At 72.0% G+C, this 21345-nt stretch carries 14 protein-coding genes and 1 tRNA gene; 11 read left to right on the top strand and 4 right to left on the bottom strand.

Annotated features, from left to right (window positions below; all coding sequences use genetic code 11):
* Nucleotides 1-414 precede the first annotated feature (414 nt).
* A complete protein-coding gene (locus V2S66_RS06020) occupies nt 415-1809 on the top strand; it encodes a pyridoxal phosphate-dependent decarboxylase family protein (protein ID WP_330793422.1) in 1395 nt (464 codons plus the stop codon).
* Entirely contained in the window at nt 1806-3332 is a 1527-nt protein-coding gene (locus V2S66_RS06015) for a lysine N(6)-hydroxylase/L-ornithine N(5)-oxygenase family protein (protein ID WP_330793420.1), read from the top strand. Before V2S66_RS06020 ends, V2S66_RS06015 begins: the two co-directional genes overlap by 4 nt.
* Here V2S66_RS06015 and V2S66_RS06010 read toward each other — a convergent pair.
* Entirely contained in the window at nt 3301-5133 is a 1833-nt protein-coding gene (locus V2S66_RS06010; protein WP_330793419.1) for a bifunctional metallophosphatase/5'-nucleotidase, read from the bottom strand. The two genes, V2S66_RS06015 and V2S66_RS06010, sit on opposite strands and share 32 nt — an antisense overlap.
* A gap of 275 nt (nt 5134-5408) precedes the next feature.
* Between V2S66_RS06010 and pyk the strand changes: the two genes are divergently transcribed.
* The 6 genes from pyk to V2S66_RS05980 all read left to right on the top strand — a co-directional run bounded on the left by pyk (nt 5409) and on the right by V2S66_RS05980 (nt 13151).
* Complete coding sequence (gene pyk, locus V2S66_RS06005; RefSeq protein WP_330793418.1) at nt 5409-6845, top strand: pyruvate kinase; 1437 nt, start codon at nt 5409-5411, stop codon at nt 6843-6845.
* Nucleotides 6846-7381: 536 nt separating this feature from the next.
* Nucleotides 7382-8626 (top strand): branched-chain amino acid ABC transporter substrate-binding protein, encoded by a 1245-nt coding sequence (locus tag V2S66_RS06000; protein ID WP_330793417.1) that lies wholly within the window; start codon nt 7382-7384, stop codon nt 8624-8626.
* Between the two features lie 131 nt (nt 8627-8757).
* Nucleotides 8758-9687, top strand: a complete 930-nt coding sequence (locus tag V2S66_RS05995) for a branched-chain amino acid ABC transporter permease (protein WP_330793415.1) — start codon at nt 8758-8760, stop codon at nt 9685-9687.
* A 7-nt stretch (nt 9688-9694) separates the two neighbouring features.
* Entirely contained in the window at nt 9695-11578 is a 1884-nt protein-coding gene (locus V2S66_RS05990) for a branched-chain amino acid ABC transporter permease (protein WP_413966306.1), read from the top strand.
* A gap of 8 nt (nt 11579-11586) precedes the next feature.
* Nucleotides 11587-12438: an ABC transporter ATP-binding protein gene (locus tag V2S66_RS05985; protein WP_330793414.1), complete on the top strand. Its 852-nt coding sequence runs from the start codon at nt 11587-11589 to the stop codon at nt 12436-12438.
* On the top strand, nt 12435-13151 hold the full coding sequence (locus V2S66_RS05980; RefSeq protein ID WP_330793413.1) for an ABC transporter ATP-binding protein: 717 nt from the start codon (nt 12435-12437) through the stop codon (nt 13149-13151). Before V2S66_RS05985 ends, V2S66_RS05980 begins: the two co-directional genes overlap by 4 nt.
* Before the next feature lie 75 nt (nt 13152-13226).
* Here V2S66_RS05980 and V2S66_RS05975 read toward each other — a convergent pair whose 3' ends face one another.
* Entirely contained in the window at nt 13227-13874 is a 648-nt protein-coding gene (locus V2S66_RS05975) for an ANTAR domain-containing response regulator (RefSeq protein ID WP_413966305.1), read from the bottom strand.
* Nucleotides 13875-13971: 97 nt separating this feature from the next.
* Between V2S66_RS05975 and V2S66_RS05970 the strand changes: the two genes are divergently transcribed.
* A tRNA-Leu gene (locus tag V2S66_RS05970) sits at nt 13972-14046 on the top strand.
* Between the two features lie 69 nt (nt 14047-14115).
* On the opposite strand, the gene V2S66_RS05965 is transcribed toward V2S66_RS05970, so the two are convergent.
* Together V2S66_RS05965 and V2S66_RS05960 are read right to left on the bottom strand one after the other, a co-directional pair.
* Nucleotides 14116-14604 carry a PaaI family thioesterase gene (locus tag V2S66_RS05965; protein ID WP_330793576.1) on the bottom strand — a complete coding sequence of 163 codons (489 nt, stop codon included), beginning with the start codon at nt 14602-14604 and terminating at the stop codon, nt 14116-14118.
* 29 nt (nt 14605-14633) lie between these two features.
* On the bottom strand, nt 14634-16910 hold the full coding sequence (locus V2S66_RS05960) for an FdhF/YdeP family oxidoreductase (RefSeq protein WP_330793412.1): 2277 nt from the start codon (nt 16908-16910) through the stop codon (nt 14634-14636).
* A 154-nt stretch (nt 16911-17064) separates the two neighbouring features.
* On the opposite strand from V2S66_RS05960, the gene polA reads away from it, so the two are divergent.
* Complete coding sequence (polA, locus tag V2S66_RS05955) at nt 17065-19731, top strand: DNA polymerase I (RefSeq protein ID WP_330793575.1); 2667 nt, start codon at nt 17065-17067, stop codon at nt 19729-19731.
* A 260-nt stretch (nt 19732-19991) separates the two neighbouring features.
* A complete protein-coding gene (locus V2S66_RS05950) occupies nt 19992-21302 on the top strand; it encodes a lytic transglycosylase domain-containing protein (RefSeq protein WP_330793411.1) in 1311 nt (436 codons plus the stop codon).
* Nucleotides 21303-21345 lie beyond the last annotated feature (43 nt).

The following is a 21345-nucleotide window of genomic DNA, read 5'->3' as shown; positions in this document are numbered from 1 at the left end:
AGTGCGTGGCCTGCGGTCGGCCACCGGCCCGGAGGGGCGGTTGCTGTCGTCCCCGGTCCACCGGCCGGTGGTGGGTTGCTCGCGCCGTTCCCCGCGCCCCCTGGTGGGGAGCACCGGCGGGCGCGGCCCGGAAGTGCGTGGCCTGCGGTCGGCCACCGGCCTGCTGGGGCGGTTGCTGTCGTCCCCGGTCCACCGGCCGGTGGTGGGTTGCTCGCGCCGTTCCCCGCGCCCCCTGGTGGGGCGCACCGGCGGGCGCGGCCCGTTGTCCCGGGGGCGGGACGCGCGGCGCGAGGCGGGACACGGGGAAGCGGGCCGCAGGCCGCCTCGTACCCATTCGGCCGACGCTTCGTTGAGCAGGGCGAGCCGCCCGCCGGCTTGACCGAGCCGCTCGAACGCCCAGCGAAGGACCCGCAGATGACCGTGCCAGGACTCGCCGGCGGACGTCATGGCGTACAGGAGCTGCAGCCGCTGCTGGAGACGGTGTGCGCGGCGCTCGCGGACGGCGCGCGGGCGCGGGCGGGGGCGGTCGCGGCGGGCGGGCCCGAGGCCGTGGCGGCCGCCGTCGCCGCGGCGGTGGGCGAGGCGATGCCGAGGTCCGGCACCGGGGAGCGCGAAGCGCTCTACGCGCTGGTGCGCGCGCTGGCCGCGGGCGCTGCCGACCCCGCGGAGCCGTACTGCGCCGCGCACCTGCACTGCCCGCCGCTGGCGGTGTCCGCGGCGGCGGACCTCGCGGCCTCCGCCCTGAACCCCTCGCTGGACTCCTGGGACCAGGCCCCGGCCGCCAGCGAGCTGGAGGCGCGGGTGACGGCGGCGCTCGCCGAGCTGGTCTACCCCGACCTGCCCGCGCCGGACGCCCTGGTCACCACCGGCGGCACCGAGTCGAACCAGCTCGCGCTGCTGCTCGCCAGGGAGCGGGCGGCGGGTGGCCCGCGGGTGCAGATCGTCTGCGGGGCGAACGCCCACCACAGCGTGCTGCGCGGCGCGTGGCTGCTGGGCCTGCCCCGGCCGGTGGTGCTGGACACGCCCGCCGGGCTGCTCGACCCGGCCGCGGTGGACGCCGCGCTGGACGAACTCCCCGGCCGCCCAGTGGTGGTGGCGACCGCCGGCACCACCGACACCGGCGCGATCGATCCGCTGCCGGGGATCGGCAGGGCCGTCGCGCGGCACGGCGCCGAGCTGCACGTCGACGCGGCCTACGGCGGCCCGCTGCTGTTCAGCAGCCGGGAGGCGGTCAAGCTCGACGGCCTGCAGTCGGCGGTGTCGGTCTCGCTCGACCTGCACAAGCTCGGCTGGCAGCCGGTCGCCGCGGGCCTGCTCGCGGTGTCCGACCGTGCCGCGCTGCGCCCGCTGGCGCACCGCGCCGACTACCTCAACGCCGAGGACGACAGTGAGGCGGGCCTGCCGGACCTGCTCGGCCGTTCGCTGCGCACCAGCCGCCGCCCGGACGTGCTGAAGATCGCGGTCACACTGCGGGCGCTGGGCCGCGAGGGCATGGCCGCGCTGGTGGACGCGGTCTGCGACCACGCCGCGGACCTGGCGGCCAGGATCGGCCGGCACCCCGGTCTGACCCTGTACGCGCCGCCGGTGATCAGCACGGTGCTGTTCCGCCCCTCCGACGCCAGCGACGAGCAGGTCGCCGAGCTGCGCCGGCGGCTGATGCACGAGGGGCGCGCGGTCCTCGGCCGGGCCCGGGCGGGCGGCCGGCTCTGGCTGAAGGCGACGCTGCTGAACCCGTACGTCCGCCCCGAGGAGCTGGACGCGCTCCTGCAGTTCACCGCACCAGACACGGAAGGCACCACCGCGCCATGACCGCCGCCCAGGAACCCGCCGCAGCCGACCCCGTACCGCCCGCGGCCGCGCCGCCGCCCGTACCGCCGGAACCGCCCGTACCGCCTGAGCCGCCGGAACCGCTCGCGCCGCCCGCCGCGGAGGCGCCCGCACCGGCCGGCGGCGAGCCGCTGGACCTGCTCGGCATCGGCATCGGCCCGTTCAACCTGTCGCTGGCCGCGCTCGCCGACGGCGTCCCCGGGCTGCGCGCCGCCTTCTACGACCAGCGGCCCGACTTCCAGTGGCACCCGGGCCTGCTGATCGAGGGCGCGACCCTCCAGGTGCCGTTCCTGGCCGACCTGGTGACCCTGGCCGACCCGGCCAGCCGCTGGTCGTTCCTGAACCACCTCAAGGTCCGCGAGCGGCTCTTCCCGTTCTACTTCGCCGAGCGCTTCCACGTGCACCGCGCGGAGTACGACGCCTACTGCCGGTGGGTCGCCGAGTCGCTGCCGAGCACGTACTTCGGCCAGCAGGTCGACACCGTGCGCTGGGACCCGGTGCGGGCCCGGTTCGAGGTCGACCACACGCAGCTCGACGCGCACGGCGAGGCCGAGGCGCTCGCCCGCACCCACGCCCGGCACCTGGTGCTGGGCGTCGGCACCGAGCCGTACGTGCCGGAGCCGCTGCGGCCGCTCGCGCAGGCGCCGACGGTGCCGGTGGTGCACTCCGCGCGCTACCTCGACGAGCGGGCCAGGCTGCTGGCCGCCGACCACATCACGGTGATCGGCTCGGGCCAGTCGGGCGCGGAGGTCTTCCTCGACCTGCTGCGCCACCGCCCGGCGGGCCGGGAGCGGCTCACCTGGCTGGCCCGCACCCCGGCCTTCGCGCCGATGGAGTACAGCAAGCTCGGCCTGGAGCACTTCACCCCCGACTACACGCGCTACTTCCACGGCCTCGCCGAGCCGGTGCGCGACCGGCTGGTGCCGCGGCAGTGGCAACTGCACAAGGGCATCGACGCGGACACCATCACCGCGATCCACGACGAGCTGTACCGGCGGACCCTGGACGGCGGCTGGCCGGACGCGGTGCTCACCCCGGGCGTCGCGGTGCGCACCGCGGGCCGGCTCGGCACCCGCGACATCGAACTGCACCTGGAGCACGCCGAGCAGGGCACCCGCACCCGGCTGATCACCAGCGCGGTGGTGCTCGCCACCGGCTACCGGGAGCGCCCGCTGGACCGGCTGCTGGAGCCACTGGAGCCGTACCTGCACACGGACGCCGCCGGGCGGCCGCGGGTCGACGCGCTGCACCGGCTCGAACTGGACCGCTCGGTCGGCGGGCGGGTCTACGTGCAGAACGCCGAACGCCACACGCACGGCGTCGGCGCCCCGGACCTCGGGCTCGCGGCCTGGCGGTCCGCGGTCATCCTCAACGACCTGACCGGGCTGCTGACCGGCGAGGAGCACTACCCCCTGCCGGCCAGGACCGCCTTCACCACCTTCGGTCTCGACGGCGCCGCCGCCTGCGACGTCCCTACGAGAACAGCGGCACTCCGGCGCGGGTGAGGCGCCACTCGTCGCCGCCGAAGGTCGACGGGTCGATCGTGCCGTGGGCCTTCACCCAGGCGATGATCGTGTTGCGGATCTCGTCGGAGTTCGACCACACCGACTGCGCGGCGGCCACGTGCGGGTAGTTGCTGCCGCCGCCGGAGCGGTAGTTGTTCACCGCGAGCACGAACCGCGCGGCCGGGTCGACCGGCTGCCCGCCGTGCGTGAGGTTGACGATCCGCGACCCGGTCGGCTGCGCGATGTCGATGTCGTACGACACGCCGCTGAGCACGTCGTAGCTGTAGTCGGGGGTGTTGTTGGCGTTGGTGATCTTCGTGACGTCGAGCGGCGCGTCCGGCGCGGTCTGCACGAAGTAGCGGGCGGACCACTCCAGGTAGTCCTTGACCTGGGCGCCGGTGAGGATCTTGGCGTCCAGGGTGTTCTCGTAGACGTACAGCCCCGCCACGTCGCGCAGCGACACCTGGCCGGCCGGGATGGCCGCGGTGCGGGAGAAGGGCGACGCCTCGGAGAGCACCGGCAGGTCCGCGTACGCGGTGCCGGCCAGCGCCGCCTTCACCGTGTCCGACTGCACCAGGTTGAGGAAGTCGATGATGGGGGTGTCCCGGTACGTGGACTGCGCCGCCGACATCGCCTCGGTGCAGGTGCCAACGATCTGGTTGACGTAGGTGACGACCTTCTGGTGCTCGTCGCGCACCAGCTTCGCCATCGCCGGGTCCTCCGCGACGGTGTTGGCGTTGCGCACCTCGGCGGTCACCGAGGAGACGTGCCAGCGGCCGCGGTCGAAGGTCAGGTCGATGTCGAAGACGCTCAGCCGCATGCCCCACATGAGCGGCTCGGAGAGCACCACGGTCCTGCCGGTCTGCTCGTTCACCACCAGCGTCTGGGGCCGCTCGACGTGGGTGTGGCCGACCAGGATCGCGTCGATGCCGGGCACCTGCGCGGCGACCAGCGAGGACGCGTTCTCCGGGTAGGGGACCGCGTCGCCGTAGGAGGTGCTGCCGTCCAGGCCGGAGTGGTCGGTGCAGATCACCACGTCGCAGCCGAGCGCGCGCAGCTTCGGCACGTACACCTTCGCCTGCTCGACCAGGCCGGGGAAGGCCATTCTGCCCTGCACGTTGGCCTTGTCCCAGACCGCGATGCCCGGGTTGGTCAGGCCGAGGATGCCGACCTTGACCGGCGGGCCGCCGTGCACCTTGATCTCCTTGACCAGGTACGGCGGGAAGGCGGGCCGCAGCGTGGTGGCGTCCACCGCGTTGGCGGCGAGCAGCGGGAAGTCGCACTGGTCCTGGAAGGCGCGCAGCAGCGGGATGCCGTAGTTGAACTCGTGGTTGCCGAGCGCGGCGGCGTCGTAGCGCAGGTGGTTCATGGCCAGCGCCATCGGGTGGCGGGGGCCGGAGCGGCGGCCGGTGATCGGCTCGACGCGGGCGTAGTAGTACGACAGCTGGGTGCCCTGGATGATGTCGCCCGCGTCGATCAGCAGGGTGCGGTCGTGGCCCTTCTCGGTGCGCGCGGCCTCGACGAGGGTGGCGATCTTGGCCAGGCCGACGTCGTTGTGGGTGGCGTCGTCGTACTCGGCGTTGGTGAAGTAGTCCCAGTTCAGCGCGTGGCCGTGCAGGTCGGTGGTGCCGAGCACACGCAGCGAGAAGGTCTTCGAGCAGTCCTTGCCGTGCCCGTCGCCGTGCCGGTCCTCGGCCGCCTGGGCGCCGGGCGCCGCCACCGCGCCGGCCGCGCCGGCCAGCGCCACACCCGCGCCGGTGGCCGCCGAGCGGTTGATGAAGTCCCTGCGATTGAGCGGCATCTGGTGTCTCCCTGGGTCCCGTGGCGCCTGAACGACGCGCGTAGATTCTGGACCACGAGGCCGGTGCGGCGACACCCCCCACGCGTAACCGGCAGATGTCCTGGGGGTGTCGGGCCGCCACGGCACGCCACGGGTGGCCACCGAGCGTGACCGGTATGCTCATCCGAGCGGACCCCTGCACAGTTCGATACTTGTCAACAACCTTTAATCCAGACGTCGTTGGACAGTCGCCGTCGACGCGTTACCTACCAACGAGTAGGTCATACGCTCGACACATGCGCCGAGCCAAGATTGTCTGCACCCTGGGCCCCGCCACCGACTCCTACGACCAGATCAAGGCACTGGTCGAGGCCGGCATGGACGTGGCACGCCTGAACCTGAGCCACGGCACGTACGCCGAGCACGAGGACCGCTACCGAAGGGTCCGCAAGGCGTCCGACGAGACCGGCCGCAGCGTCGGCATCCTGGCCGACCTTCAGGGCCCGAAGATCAGGCTCGGACGCTTCGCCGAGGGCCCGGTACTCCTTGAACGCGGCGACGAGTTCACCATCACCGCCGACGACATCGAGGGTGACCAGCAGATCTGCGGCACCACGTACAAGGGGCTGCCCGCCGACGTGGCGCGCGGCGAGCGGATCCTGGTCGACGACGGCCGGGTCACCCTGGAGGTCACCGACGTCGAGGGGCCGCGCGTGCACACCATGTGCATCGAGGGCGGCATGATCTCCGACCACAAGGGCCTCAACCTGCCGGGCGTCGCGGTCTCGGTCCCCGCGCTGTCCGAGAAGGACATGCGCGACCTGCGCTGGGCGCTGCGCATCGGCGCGGACGTGGTCGCGCTGTCCTTCGTCCGCTCCGGGCGCGACGTCGAGGACGTGCTGCGGATCATGGCCGAGGAGGGCCGGCGGGTCCCGGTCATCGCCAAGATCGAGAAGCCGCAGGCGGTGGAGAACCTCGAGGACATCGTCGACGCCTTCGACGGGATCATGGTGGCCCGCGGCGACCTGGGCGTCGAGATGCCGCTGGAGGCCGTGCCGCTGGTCCAGAAGCGCGCGGTGAAACTCGCCAAGCGCAACGCCAAGCCGGTCATCGTGGCCACCCAGATGCTGGACTCGATGATCGACAACTCCCGGCCCACCCGCGCCGAGGCCAGCGACGTGGCCAACGCGGTGATCGACGGCACCGACGCGGTGATGCTCTCCGGCGAGACCAGCGTCGGCAAGTACCCGATCGAGACCGTCAAGGTGATGTCCCGGATCGTGGTCGCCGCCGAGGCCGACATCCTCGCCGCCGGACTGCCGCCGCTCACCGAGCGCAACAAGCCGCGCACCCAGGGCGGCGCGGTGGCCCGCGCGGCCGCCGAGATGGGCGACTTCCTCGGCGCCCGCTTCCTGGTCGCCTTCACCCAGTCCGGCGACACCGTGCGGCGGCTCTCCCGCTACCGCTCGCCGATCCCGGTGCTGGCCTTCACCCCCGAGCCGTCCACCCGCTCGCAGCTCGCCCTCACCTGGGGCGTGGAGACCTTCCTCGGCCCCACCGTGCAGACCACCGACGAGATGGTGCAGCAGGTCGACGAGGAGCTGCTGCGGATCGGCCGCTGCAAGAAGGGCGACGTCGTGGTCATCACCGCGGGCTCGCCGCCCGGGATGCCCGGCACGACCAACATGGTCCGGGTCCACCACATCGGCGAGGACGACGCCCCCAAGGCGTGACCGGCGGCCGCGCGCCGCATCGGGGGAAAAGTCATCAGCATGGCGAATGACACTCCTGACAACGCACCTCCGGCGGAACGCACCCCCGCCCGGCGACCGCCGGGCGGGGGTGTTGTTTCGGTAAAGGTCCCTTCCCCAATTAACCCTGTGTAACGCACGCGCAATAATTCATAGGCCGACGGCCCGGAGAGCGCCCGCGGCCGCCCACCGGGGTATTCACGGCGCTCGGCGGCCTCCTGACGGCTCGTGGCGGCCGCCCACGCCACGAGGCCCGAACGCCTTACCGGAAGTGCGCGTTCTCATCATGCGGACGCGGGAGCAAAACACCCAAACACCGCAGCCAACCTCAGCGGAAGCTCAAGAGTTTCCGATTGGCATAACAAGACAGTCACACTCTTCCCCACACCTCTGCCTGACTCCCCGAACCCCGCCTAGAGTCACGGCCAGTCACCGCGCCACCGGATTTCTCAGTTCGGCACCAAGCGCGCGACTCGGCCTCTCATCAGAGACGGCCGCGCCAGGGGAAAGGACTGATCGTGCGACACCGTTCCTTGCTGATGCTGACCTCCGTGCTTGCCACCGGAGCCCTCACCCTCACTGCTTGCGGCTCGCGTAGCGACGACAGCAAGAAAAACGACGGGGGCAGCACCAGCGGCTCCAAGACGACGGTGGTCATCGGCGTCGACGCCCCCCTCACCGGCCCCAACTCGGCCACCGGCCTGGGCATCCAGTACGGCGTGAAGATCGCCGTCGACGACGCCAACGCCAAGAACCTCGTCCCCGGAGTGACGTTCAAGATCAAGGCGCTGGACGACAAGGCGCAGCCCGCCACCGGCCAGCAGAACGCCACCGCGCTGGTCCAGGAGAGCGACGTCATCGCCACCGTCGGCCCGCTGAACTCGGGCGTCGCCCAGTCGATGCAGCAGGTCTTCCAGACCGCCAGCATGGTCGAGATCTCGCCGTCCAACACCAACCCGGCCCTGACCCAGGGCAAGGACTGGGCGACCGGCACCAAGACCCGCGCGTTCTCGACCTACTTCCGCACCGCCACCACGGACGCCAACCAGGGCAACTTCGCCGCGGACTACGCGGTCAACACCCTGAAGAAGAAGGCCGCCTACGTCGTCGACGACAAGCAGACCTACGGCGCCGGCCTCGCGGGCATCTTCCAGGGCAAGTTCAAGGGCCTCGGCGGCAAGATCGCCGGCACCGACCACGTCAACACCGGTGACACCGACTACTCCGCCCTCGTCACCAAGATCAAGAACGCGCACGCCGACCTGCTCTACTACGGCGGCCAGTACGACGAGGCGGAGCTGATCACCAAGCAGCTCAAGGCGGCCGGCGTCACCATCCCGCTCATGGGCGGCGACGGCATGTACTCCGACACCTACATCAAGACCGCCGGCAAGGCCGCCGAGGGCGACCTGGCCACCTCCGTCGGCGTCCCGGTCAGCACGCTGCCCGCGGCCACCGCGTTCATCAACACCTACAAGTCCAAGGGCTACCCCGGCGACTACGGCACCTACGGCGGCTACTCCTACGACGCGGCCACCGCGATCATCAAGGGCGTCAAGACCGTGATGGACGCCAACGGCGGCAAGCTGCCGTCCGACGCCCGCGCCAAGCTCGTCGAGGCCGTCCAGAAGACCGACTTCGACGGCATCGCCGGCCACGTCGCCTTCGACCAGTACGGCGACACCACCAACAAGCAGCTCACCGTGTACCAGGTCAAGAACGGCACCTGGACCGCCGTGAAGACCGGCGTCTACAACGGCTGACCCCACCCAGCAGGACCGAGGGCCGCGCGGCTGGTCACCACCGACCGCGCGGCCCTCCGGCTAAGCCCCACCCCGACACCCCGCTCACGTCCCCCGCTCCCCACTGCTCCCAGCGACATGGAGGCCATGCGGTGCACACCCTGCCGCAACAGCTGGCCAACGGGCTGTTCCTCGGCTCGATGTACGGGCTCATCGCCATCGGCTACACGATGGTGTACGGCATCGTCCAGCTCATCAACTTCGCCCACGGCGAGATCTACATGACCGGCGCCTTCGGTGCGCTCGCGGTCTACACGAACCTCCCGAGCGGCATGTCCATCTGGCTCGCCCTGCCCCTCATGCTCCTCGGCGGCGTCCTGGTGTCCGTGCTGATCGCCGTCGGCGCCGAACGGCTCGCCTACCGGCCACTGCGCAACGCACCACGGCTGGCGCCCCTCATCACCGCCATCGGCCTCTCCCTCGCTCTGCAGCAGGCGGTCTTCAACTGGTACCCCGACGCGAAGAGCGGAAAGCCGTTCCCGCAGCTCCCGGGCGGCCCCTTCCACCTCGGGTCGATCGACATCCAGAGCGGTGACATCTTCCTGCTCGCCGCGGCCATCGTGTGCATGGTCGCGCTCGCCGCCTTCGTCCGCACCAGCCGCACCGGCCGCGCCATGCAGGCCACCGCGCAGGACCCGGACACCGCGCAGCTCATGGGCGTCGACACCAACCGGATCATCATCATCGCCTTCGCGATCGGCGGACTCTTCGCCGCCGTCGCCGGCCTCGCCTCCGGCCTGAAGTACGGCCAGATCCAGTACAACATGGGCTTCCAGGCCGGCCTCAAGGCGTTCACCGCCGCCGTCCTCGGCGGCATCGGCAACATATACGGCGCCATGCTCGGCGGCCTCGTCCTCGGCATCGCCGAAGCCTGCGCCTCCGCGTACATCGCCAACATCCCGGGTATGCAGCAACTCGGCGGCGGCGGCTGGGCCAACGTGTGGGCCTTCGTGCTCCTCATCGTCGTCCTGCTCGTCCGGCCCCAGGGCCTGCTCGGCGAGCGTGTCGCGGACAGGGCGTGATGACGAGATGACCGACCTTCCCATCGCCGCAGCGGAAGAAGCCGCCACCAGGACCGACACCGGCCGGCGCACCGCCCCCTTCGTCCCGATGCCGCCCGCCGCCGCGCGGGCCGCCACGCTCGCCGGCGCCGTGATCACCGTCGCGTCCACCTTCATGTCGTGGACCTACACCACCGACTTCCCCGGCGACCTCACCGTCAGCGGCTACCCCGGCGGCCTCCAGGTCCTCACCCTGATCAGCGCCCTCCTCACCGGCGTCATCGCCCTCGGCGCCTTCCAGGTCCGGGGCCTGAGCTGGCTCAACCCCAGCCGCTCGAACAACTCCGTGCTGCTGCTCGCCCTGGCGACCCTCGGCACCACCTGGTACACGGTCATCGACATCACCGCCAAGCTGGGCGGCCTCGCCAACCTCGACCCCGGCGCCTTCGTCGCCTTCGTCGGCGCGCTGGTGCTGTTCACCGGAGCGCTCGCGCTGCCGATCGACCGGCACCCCGAGGAAGCCCCCGACGCCGAGCACTACGAGCTCGGCTGGGCCGAGCGGTTCCCGGTGGCCGTCCGCAGCTACGTCTGGCTGCGCGAGGCGCGACTGCACCACAGCGAGCTGCGCGTCTCCGACGCCCGCAAGCTCAACCCCTGGCTGCAGCGCCTGGCCATCGTCGTCGTCTACGCGCTCGGCCTGAAGATCCTGACCTACGGCCTCGCGACCGACTACAGCGACATCTTCATCGGCTACCTCATCGTGGTGGCCGTCGGCTTCTGGGGACTCGGCGCCGGCGGGCTGCTCCAGCAGTTCCAGCAGCTCACCCGGCGCAACAAGCGGTTCTCCGCCACCGTCGGCGTCATCGCCGCGGTCGCCTACCCCTTCGCGCAGAACAACGAGCACTGGGCCAACCTCGGCGTCAGCGTCCTCATCGTCGGCACCGTCGCCCTCGGCCTCAACATCGTCGTCGGCCTCACCGGCCTGCTCGACCTCGGCTACGTCGCCTTCCTCGGCGTCGGCGCCTACACCGCGGCACTGATCTCGGGCTCCCAGTTCTCCATCTGGTCGGGCGTCCAGTTCCCGTTCTGGGCCGCCGCCCTCACCGGCATGGCCGCGGCCTGCGTGTTCGGCGTCCTCATCGGCGCCCCCACGCTGCGGCTGCGCGGCGACTACCTGGCCATCGTCACGCTCGGTTTCGGAGAGATCTTCCGCATCGTCGTCAGGAACCTCGACGGCGTCAGCGGCCCCAAGATCACCAACGGCCCGAACGGCATCGCCCAGATCCCCGACCTGTCGGTGTTCGGCTACAACCTCGGCGCCAACCACTCCGTCGGGTCGTTCACCCTCGGCCGGTTCGCCAACTACTACCTGCTGATGCTCGTCATCACCGTCATCGTGGTGCTGGTCTTCACCCGCGCCAGCGACTCCCGCATCGGCCGCTCCTGGATCGCCATCCGCGAGGACGAGACGGCCGCCACCGCCATGGGCATCAACGGCTTCCGGGTCAAGCTCGTCGCCTTCGCGCTCGGCGCCTCCCTGGCCGGCCTCGCCGGCACCGTCTTCGCCCACGTCACCAACAGCGTCGTGCCCGACCCGTACGTCTTCTCCGGGCCGGTCCCGCCCAACTCCGCGTTCCTGCTCGCCGCGGTCGTCCTCGGCGGCATGGGCACGGTCAGCGGCCCCATCCTCGGCGCGGCACTGCTCTACGTGATCCCGGAGAAGCTGGACTTCCTGTCCAAGTACGAGCTCTTCGCGTTCGGCATCGCGCTCATCCTCATCATGCGCTTCCGGCCCGAAGGCATCATCCCCAACCGGCGCCGCCAGTTGGAGTTCCACGAGGACGAGGCGCAGGCACCCGGCAACCGTCCGATGGGCGACGACACCGTCCCCGCCGCCACGGCAGGGGCGTGAGGCACACCATGACCACCACCATCCCCCAGCAGCCCGGCCCCGCGGCCGCGCAGCCCCCGCAGGCACTGCTCGAGGCCAGCGGCGTCATCATGCGGTTCGGCGGACTCACCGCCGTCCGCGACGTCTCCCTGACCGTCAACAGCGGTGAGATCGTCGGACTCATCGGCCCCAACGGCGCCGGCAAGACCACCTTCTTCAACTGCCTCACCGGGCTGTACGTGCCCACCGAGGGCACCGTCCGCTACCGCGGCGCCGTCCTGCCGCCCAAGCCGCACCTGGTCACCCAGGCCGGCATCGCCCGCACCTTCCAGAACATCCGGCTCTTCGCCAACATGACCGTGCTGGAGAACGTGCTGGTCGGGCGGCACACCCGGACCAAGGAGGGCCTCTTCTCGGCCATCATCCGCGGCCCCGGCTTCCACAAGGCGGAGCGCGCTTCCCGCGAACGCGCCATGGAGCTGCTGGAGTTCACCGGACTCGCCGAGAAGGCCGAGCACCTGGCCCGCAACCTCCCCTACGGCGAGCAGCGCAAGCTGGAGATCGCCCGCGCGCTGGCCAGCGAGCCGGGACTGCTGCTCCTCGACGAGCCCACCGCGGGCATGAACCCCCAGGAGACCCGGGCCACCGAGGAACTCGTCTTCGCCATCCGCGACCAGGGCATCGCCGTCCTCGTCATCGAGCACGACATGCGGTTCATCTTCAACCTCTGCGACCGCGTCGCCGTCCTGGTCCAGGGCGAGATGCTCGTCGAGGGCACCTCCGAGGTCGTCCAGAGCGACGAACGGGTCATCGCGGCCTACCTGGGCGAACCCTTCGAGGGCGCGACCCAGGCCGAGCACGAGCAGGAGAACGACGCATGACCGCACTGCTCGAAGTCGAGGACCTCCGGGTCGCCTACGGCAAGATCGAGGCCGTCAAGGGCATCTCCTTCTCCGTCGAGGCCGGCCAGGTCGTCACCCTCATCGGCACCAACGGCGCCGGCAAGACGACCACCCTGCGCACCCTGTCCGGGCTCCTCAAGCCCATCGGCGGCCGCGTCCGCTTCGACGGCAAGGTGCTCAGCCGGGTCCCCGCCCACAAGATCGTGTCGCTGGGCCTCGCCCACTCGCCGGAGGGCCGGCACATCTTCCCCCGGCTCACCATCGAGCAGAACCTCCAGCTCGGTGCGTACCTGCGCAAGGACTCCGCCGGCATCGCCAAGGACATCCAGCGCGCCTACGACCTGTTCCCGATCCTCGGCGAACGGCGCAGGCAGGCCGCGGGCACCCTGTCCGGCGGTGAGCAGCAGATGCTCGCCATGGGCCGCGCCCTGATGTCCCAGCCCAAACTGCTCATGCTCGACGAACCCTCCATGGGGCTCTCGCCGATCATGATGCAGAAGATCATGTCCACCATCGTGGAGCTGAAGGCCCAGGGCACCACCATCCTGCTCGTCGAGCAGAACGCGCAGGCCGCGCTCTCGCTCGCCGACCAGGCCCACGTGATGGAGATCGGCACGATCAAGCTCTCCGGCACCGGCCAGGACCTGCTCCACGACGAGGGCGTCCGCAAGACGTACCTCGGCGAGGACTGAGCCCGGCGCGACCGCACACCAAGGGGGCCGGACCGCTGCGCGCGGTCCGGCCCCCTGGTGTACGCGGTGCGGAGGCTACTCCGCGACCTCGTCGATGACCGCCTGCGCCACCGCCTGCATCGACATCCGCCGGTCCATCGACGTCTTCTGGATCCAGCGGAACGCCGCCGGCTCGCTGAGCCCGTACTTCGTCTGCAGCACGCTCTTCGCCCGGTCCACCAGCTTGCGCGTCTCCAGCCGCAGCGACAGGTCCGCGATCTCCGCCTCCAGCGCGCGCAGCTCCTGGAAGCGGCTCACCGCCATCTCGATCGCCGGCACCAGGTCGGTCTTGCTGAACGGCTTCACCAGGTACGCCATCGCACCCGCGTCCCTGGCCCGCTCCACCAGCTCGCGCTGCGAGAACGCGGTCAGCATCAGCACCGGGGCCAGCTTCTGCCCGGCGATCCGCTCCGCCGCCGAGATGCCGTCGAGCACCGGCATCTTCACGTCCAGGATCACCAGGTCGGGACGCGACTCCTCGGCGAGCTTCACCGCCGTCTCGCCGTCCCCGGCCTCCCCGACGACGGAGTAGCCCTCCTCCTCCAGCATCTCCTTCAGGTCCAGCCGGATCAGCGCCTCGTCCTCCGCGATGACGACCCGGGTCGTCATCGGCGGCACATGCGGCTGCTCGTCCTGGCCGGCCTGCTCGCTGTGCGAACCGGTGGGCTCTTCGGGGGCGCTCACGGTGCTCCTCGTGCTGGGGCGGGGTAGTGCCCCCCGAGCCTACCCAGCTCCGGTAGAGTTTGAGTACCGGAACGGTAGGCTATCCTCTGTTTCGAAGGCCCCGGTAGCCCAACTGGCAGCAGGCAATGGATTCAAAACCCATACAGTGTCGGTTCGAATCCGACCCGGGGCACTTTGCCTTCTTATCGAAGGTAGGGGTTCTTTCCCCCACTCCTGTGCGGGACGCCCGGCCGGGCCGGCGTCAGCCGGCCGTGGCGGTGGCGGTCGTCGCGGTGGCCGGACGGAGCATGCACGTCAGCCGGGCGGTGCAGACCCGCTTGCCGGTGGCGTCGTCGGTGATCGCGATCTCGTAGGTGGCCGAGGAACGGCCGCGGTGCACCGGGACGGCGGTGCCCGTGACGGTGCCGTTGCGGACGCCGCGGTGGTGCGTGGCGTTGAGGTCCACGCCGACCGCGATCTTGCCGGGACCGCCGTGCAGCATCGCGCCGACCGAGCCGAGCGTCTCCGCCAGCACCGCGGAGGCGCCGCCGTGCAGCAGGCCGTACGGCTGGGTGTTGCCCTCGACGGGCATGGTGCCGACCACCTTCTCCGGCGCCGCCTCCACGATGTGGATGCCCATCCGCTCGCCCAGATGGCCTGCGGAGAACAGGGCGCGCAGGTCGACGCCGAGCCCGGCGTACTGCTCGAGGATCTCCGGCGGGAAGCGGGTGGCGGTCTGCTGCTCGCCCATGCGGGTCTGCTCCGTTTCGTTCAGGTGCGTCATGCGGTGCTCGGCTCCAGGCGGATCACCACGGACTTGGCGGCGGGGGTGTTGCTGGTGTCCGCGGTGTGGTCCAGCGGTATCAGCACGTTGGTCTCGGGGTAGTAGGCGGCGGCGCAGCCGCGCGGCGTGGGGTAGTGGACGACCCGGAAGCCGTCGGCGCGCCGCTGCGAGCCGTCGGTCCACTCGCTGACCAGGTCCGCGCGGTCGCCGTCGCGCAGGCCGGCCGCCTCGGCGTCCTCGGGGTGCACCAGCACCACACGGCGGCCGCCCTTGATGCCGCGGTAGCGGTCGTCGAGGCCGTAGACGGTGGTGTTGTACTGGTCGTGCGAGCGCAGCGTCTGGAGCAGCAGCCGTCCTTCGGGCACCCGGGGGTACTCGACCGGCGCGGCGGTGAAGTTGGCCTTGCCGGTGGCGGTGGGGAAGGTCCGGCTGTCGCGGGGGCCGTGCGGCAGGGTGAAGCCGCCGGGGCGCCGCACCCGGGCGTTGAAGTCGCCGAAGCCGGGGACGACGCGGGCTATGCGGTCGCGTATCCGGTCGTAGTCGTGCTCGAACTCCGCCCAGGGGACCCGGCTGCGGTCGCCGAGCACCGCGCGGGCCAGCCGGCTGACGATGGCCGGCTCGGAGAGCAGCTGCGGGGAGGCGGGGGCCAGCCCGCCGCGGGAGGCGTGCACCATGCCCATCGAGTCCTCGACGGTCACGAACTGCTCGCCGCCGGCCTGCCGGTCCCGCTCGGTGCGGCCGAGGGTGGGCAGGATGAGGGCGCGCGCGCCGGTGACGACGTGGGAGCGGTTGAGCTTGGTGGAGACGTGCACGGTCAGCCGGGCGCGCCGCACCGCGGCCTCGGTGACGTCGGTGTCGGGTGTGGCGGCGACGAAGTTGCCGCCCATGGCGAAGAAGACCTTGGCGTCGCCGTCGCGCAGCGCGCGGACGGCGCGGACCACGTCGAGGCCGTGCTCGCGCGGCGGCTCGAAGCCGAACTCGTCGCGCAGCGCGTCGAGGAAGGCGGCCGGGGGGCGCTCGAAGATGCCCATCGTCCGGTCGCCCTGGACGTTGGAGTGGCCGCGGACCGGGCAGACGCCCGCGCCGGGCCGGCCGACGTTGCCCTGCAGCAGCAGGAGGTTGACCACCTCGCGGATCGTGGCGACGGCGTGCTTGTGCTGGGTGAGGCCCATCGCCCAGCAGACGACGGTGCTCCCGGCGCCCCGCACGTGGCCGGCGAGCCGCTCGATCTCGTCGCGGGTGAGCCCGGTGGCGCGCAGCGTCTCGTCCCAGTCCGCGGCGAGCGCGGCGTCGCGGAACTCCTGGTAGCCGTGGGTGTGCTCGGCGATGAAGTCGTGGTCCAGGGCGTCGGCCTCGATCAGCAGCCGGCCGAGGGCGCGGAAGAGCGCCTGGTCGCCGCCGAGCCTGATGGGCAGGTGCAGGTCGGCGAGGCGGGTGCCGGGGCCGGCCAGGCCCGCGGCGGTCTGCGGGTTCCGGAAGCGCTCCAGGCCCGCCTCGGGCAGCGGGTTGACGCTCACGATGGTGGCGCCGCCGCGCTTGGCCTTCTCCAGCGCGGAGAGCATCCGCGGGTGGTTGGTGCCGGGGTTCTGGCCGGCGACGATGATCAGGTCGGCCTGGTACAGGTCCTCGAGCAGCACGCTGCCCTTGCCGACGCCGAGGGTCTCGGTGAGCGCGGAGCCGGAGGACTCGTGGCACATGTTCGAGCAGTCCGGCAGGTTGTTGGTGCCGAACTCGCGGGCGAACAGCTGGAAGAGGAAGGCCGCCTCGTTGCTGGTGCGGCCCGAGGTGTAGAAGACCGCCTCGTCCGGGGAGGCGAGGGCGCCCAGCTCGTCGGCGATGAGCGCGAAGGCCCGCTCCCACGGCACCGCCCGGTAGTGGTCGGCGCCGTCGGCGAGGTACATCGGCTGGGTGATGCGGCCCTGCTGGCCGAGCCAGTAGCCGCTGCGGCCGGCCAGGTCCGCGACCGGATGGGCGGCGAAGAAGTCGGGCGTCACCCGGCGCAGCGTCGCCTCCTCCGCGACGGCCTTGGCGCCGTTCTCGCAGAACTCGAAGGTGTGCCGGCGGTCGCCCTCGGGCCATGCGCAGCCGGGGCAGTCGAAGCCGTTCTTCTGGTTGACCCGGAGCAGGGTCAGCGCGGTGCGCCGCGCTCCCATCTGGGCGGTGGCCGCCCTCATGGTGTGCCCGACCGCGGGCAGGCCCGCGGCGGCGTGCCGCGGGGCGCCGACGTCCGGTGCGTCCTGTACGGGGTCATCCGAAGGGGGCTTCTTCGCCATACACCGATCCTGCCACTCTTTCGCCGTCCGCCTCCCTCCGGGTTCCATCCGACCGCGGGTGAGCGTGGCCGCGTTGTCGTAGGCGCGTGGGAGGATCGGGGACGTGGCAGAGAAAGCATCCGCATCGAAGACGACGACCGACCGACCGCGGCTGATGCTGCTGGACGGGCACTCGCTGGCGTACCGGGCGTTCTACGCGCTGCCCGTGGAGAACTTCAACACCGTCACGGGCCAGCCGACGAACGCCGTGTACGGCTTCACCTCCATGCTGTCGAACACGCTGCGTGACGAGGCGCCGACGCATCTGGCGGTGGCGTTCGACGTCTCGCGCAAGACGTGGCGGTTCGACGAGTACCCCGAGTACAAGGCGACCCGGTCCAAGACCCCGGACGAGTTCCGCAGCCAGGTCGAGCTGATCGGCGAGATGCTGGACGCGATGGCGGTGCGCCGGTTCGCCGTGGACGGCTTCGAGGCGGACGACGTGATCGCCACGCTGGCCACCCAGGCCGAGGCGCTGGGGTACGAGGTGCTGATCGTCACCGGCGACCGGGACGCCTTCCAGCTGGTGTCGGACCACGTCACGGTGCTCTATCCGACGAAGGGCGTCTCGGAGCTGACCCGCTTCACCCCGGACAAGGTCGTCGAGAAGTACGGCCTGTCGCCGCGGCAGTATCCGGACTTCGCGGCGCTGCGCGGCGACCCGTCGGACAACCTGCCGGGGATCCCCGGCGTCGGCGAGAAGACCGCCGCCAAGTGGATCCTGCAGTTCGGGTCGTTCGCGGAGCTGTGCGAGCGGGCCGACGAGGTGAAGGGCAAGGCCGGCGAGAACCTGCGCGCCCATCTGGACGCGGTGAAGCTGAACCGGCGGCTGACCGAGATGGTCAAGGACGTGACGCTGGACGCGGGTCCCGAGCAGCTGGCGCGCGGCCCGTACGACCGTGACGCGCTGTCGACGGTGCTGGACACGCTGGAGTTCCGCAATCCGAACTTCCGGGAGCGGCTGTTCGCCGCGGACCCGGGCGCCGAGCAGGAGGAGGCGGCGGTCGCCGAGGGCGTCGCGGTGGACGGCACCGTGCTGGCCCCGGGCGAACTGCCGGGCTGGCTGGCCGAGCACGCCGCCGGGCCGCTGGGCCTGGCCAGCGTCGACACCTGGACGCTGGGCAGCGGCAGCGTCACACAGGTCGCGCTGGCCGCGGCGGAGGACGCCGTCTGGTTCGACCCGGCGGCCCTGGACGCGGCCGACGAGAAGGCGTTCGCCGACTGGCTGGCCGACGCGGCCCGCCCGAAGGTGCTGCACAACGCGAAGAATGTGGAGCGGGTCTTCGCCGAGCACGGCTGGCGGATCGCCGGCATCAGCATGTGCACGGCGCTGGCCGCCTATCTGATCAAGCCGGGCCGCCGGTCCTTCGCGCTCGACGTGCTGTCGGTGGAGTACCTGGCCCGTGAGCTGGCCCCGGCCGAGGGCGGCAACGGGCAGCTGGCCTTCGGCGAGGAGGACGACGGCGAGGCGGCCGCGGCCGAGGCGCTGATGGTGCAGGCGCGCACCGTGCTCGACCTGGGCGAGGTGTTCGCCGAGCGGCTGCCCGAGGTGGGCGCCGCCGGCCTGCTGCACGACGTGGAGCTGCCGATCTCCGCGCTGCTCGCCCGGATGGAGCGGGCCGGCATCGCCGCGGACCGGCCGCATCTGGAGGGCCTGGAGCAGCAGTTCGCGGCCGCCGTGCAGCACGCCGTCGGGGAGGCGCACGCCTCGGTGGGCCACGAGTTCAACCTGGGCTCGCCCAAGCAGCTCCAGGAGGTCCTCTTCGGCGAGCTGGGCCTGCCCAAGACGAAGAAGACCAAGACCGGTTACACCACGGACGCCGACGCCCTGGCCTCGCTGGCCGCGCAGACCGACCACGAGCTGCCGGTGATCATGCTCCGCCACCGCGAGCAGGCCAAGCTGCGGGTCACCGTGGAGGGCCTGGTCAAGACGGTCGCCCCGGACGGGCGGATCCACACCACCTTCAGCCAGACCGTCGCGGCGACCGGACGGCTGTCGTCCACCGACCCCAATCTGCAGAACGTGCCGGTCCGCACCGACGAGGGCCGGGCGATCCGCCGCGGCTTCGTCGTCGGCGCGGGGTACGACTCGCTGCTCACCGCGGACTACAGCCAGATCGAACTGCGGGTGATGGCGCACCTGTCCGAGGACGAGGGCCTGATCGCGGCCTTCGCCTCCGGCGAGGACCTGCACACCACCGTCGGCTCGCACGTCTTCTCGGTGTCCCGCGAGAACGTCGACGCGGAGATGCGCCGCAAGATCAAGGCGATGTCGTACGGCCTGGCGTACGGGCTGTCCGCGTTCGGCCTCTCCCAGCAGCTGGGGATCGAGGCGGCCGAGGCGCGCGGCCTGATGGAGACGTACTTCGAGCGCTTCGGCGGGGTCCGCGACTACCTGCACCGGGCGGTGGAGGAGGCCCGCGTCACCGGGTACACCGAGACGCTGCTGGGCCGCCGCCGCTACCTGCCCGACCTGACCAGCGACAACCGGCAGCGCCGCGAGATGGCCGAGCGGATGGCGCTCAACGCGCCGATCCAGGGCTCGGCCGCGGACATCGTGAAGATCGCGATGCTGCGGGTCGACGAGGCGCTGACACGCGACGGGCTGCGCACCCGGATGCTGCTCCAGGTGCACGACGAGATCGTGCTCGAAGTGGCCCCGGGCGAGCGGGAGAAGGTCGAGGAGCTGGTGCGCCGGGAGATGGCCGGCGCGTACCCGCTGCGGGCGCCGCTGGACGTGTCGGTCGGCGACGGAGCGGACTGGGAGTCCGCCGCGCACTGACCCGCGCCGCGCAGCGGCGGCCCCGCGGCGTCTCACCCGCCCGGCGCGGAAGGTTGTACGGCGGCGGGTGAAAGGTCTGCGACGGCTTCGCGTCCCCTCGGTGAAAGCCTGCCGAGGGGAGCGAACCGCCGGTGGAATAGGGCGATTCGCACCCTGTGTATCGCCCGGTACCTGTGGTCCCGGGACTGAAGTTGCCGTAGGGTCAACCGGGTTGCGGCGCTGGGACGGCGCGCATCTCGCACGTGGGAGGGGACCGCGATATGGCAGCGCGGCGGTACGGCCGGAGGCTTCGCAGGACAGCGGCGGGTACGGCGGTGGCCGCCGCGGCGATGGCGGCGCTCAGCGCCTCCCAGGCGTCCGGTTTCCTGCCCATCGCGCACGCCGCCGCACAGGAGGCCCCGCGGACCGCGGCCCCGTCGGCCGGCGAGCCCATCGACGGCGGCTCCCCGTACATCACCGACCTGCCGCCGCTGAACACCCCGACCGCGCCGCTCGCCCCGACCACCGGGCCCGGCTCCGACCCGGTGGTGACCGTGCCGACCGGCGGCGCGACCCTGCCCACCACCGTGCTGGACGCCTACCAGCGCGCCCAGGCCGCCCTCGCGCAGAGCGAGCCCGGCTGCCATCTGCCGTGGCAACTCCTCGCCGCGATAGGCCAGGTGGAGTCCGGGCAGGCGCGCGGCGGCGAGGTCGACGCGAACGGCACCACCATCCGGCCGATCCTCGGGCCGGTGCTCAACGGCAACGGCTTCGCGAACATCAGCGACACCGACGGCGGCGCCTACGACGGCGACGCGATCCACGACCGTGCCGTCGGGCCGATGCAGTTCATCCCGTCCACATGGCGCACCTGGGGCGCGGACGGCAACGGCGACGGGGTGAAGAACCCCAACAACGTGTACGACGCCGCGCTCGCCGCCGCCGGCTACCTGTGCGCCGACGGCCGCGACCTCGCCGTGCCGCACGACATGGACCGGGCGATCCTCGGCTACAACCACTCGCAGGCGTACCTCGACCTCGTCACGTCGTGGTACCGGCACTTCCGCCAGGGCGGCCCGGTGAGCGTGCCCGACCGCGGCGGCGCCCCCGGCCCCGGGATCGTCCCGCCGCCCGCGCCGGCCGGCACCCCGACGCCGGGCTCGTCCCCTTCGGCGACGCCCACGCCGACCCCGACGGGCAGCGGCACCGTGTCGCCGCCGCCGGGCGGGACGCCGAGCCCGACCACCAGTCCGACCGGCTCGCCGACCACCGGCCCCACCGGCGGCCCGACCACGGTCCCGAGCCGGCCGCCCACCAGCGGCGCCCCCTCGACCGGGCCCACCACCCCGCCGACGACCCCGCCGACGACCCCGCCGACGACCCCGCCGACCACGCCCGGCTGCACGGACACCCCGACGCCGACGCCCACCGGCAGCGGCACGGTCAGCCCCTCGCCGACCGACACCCCGACCCCCGACCCGACGGCGACGCCCGACCCGTGCGCCACCGACCCCGGCTCGGGCTCCGACGGCGGGACGGCCACGCCGTCGCCGAGCGACACGGCGGGCGCGGCCACCGGCGCGGCGCTCTGAACCCGGCTGCCGGCTGAGCGCACCGAATCCGCCGAACGCGGCG

Source organism: Actinacidiphila polyblastidii, from assembly GCF_036353415.1.
GTDB classification, from domain to species: Bacteria; Actinomycetota; Actinomycetes; order Streptomycetales; family Streptomycetaceae; genus Actinacidiphila; species Actinacidiphila polyblastidii.
Note: the sequence above shows the minus strand (reverse complement) of the source record. Positions and strands in the feature narration are given on the sequence as shown.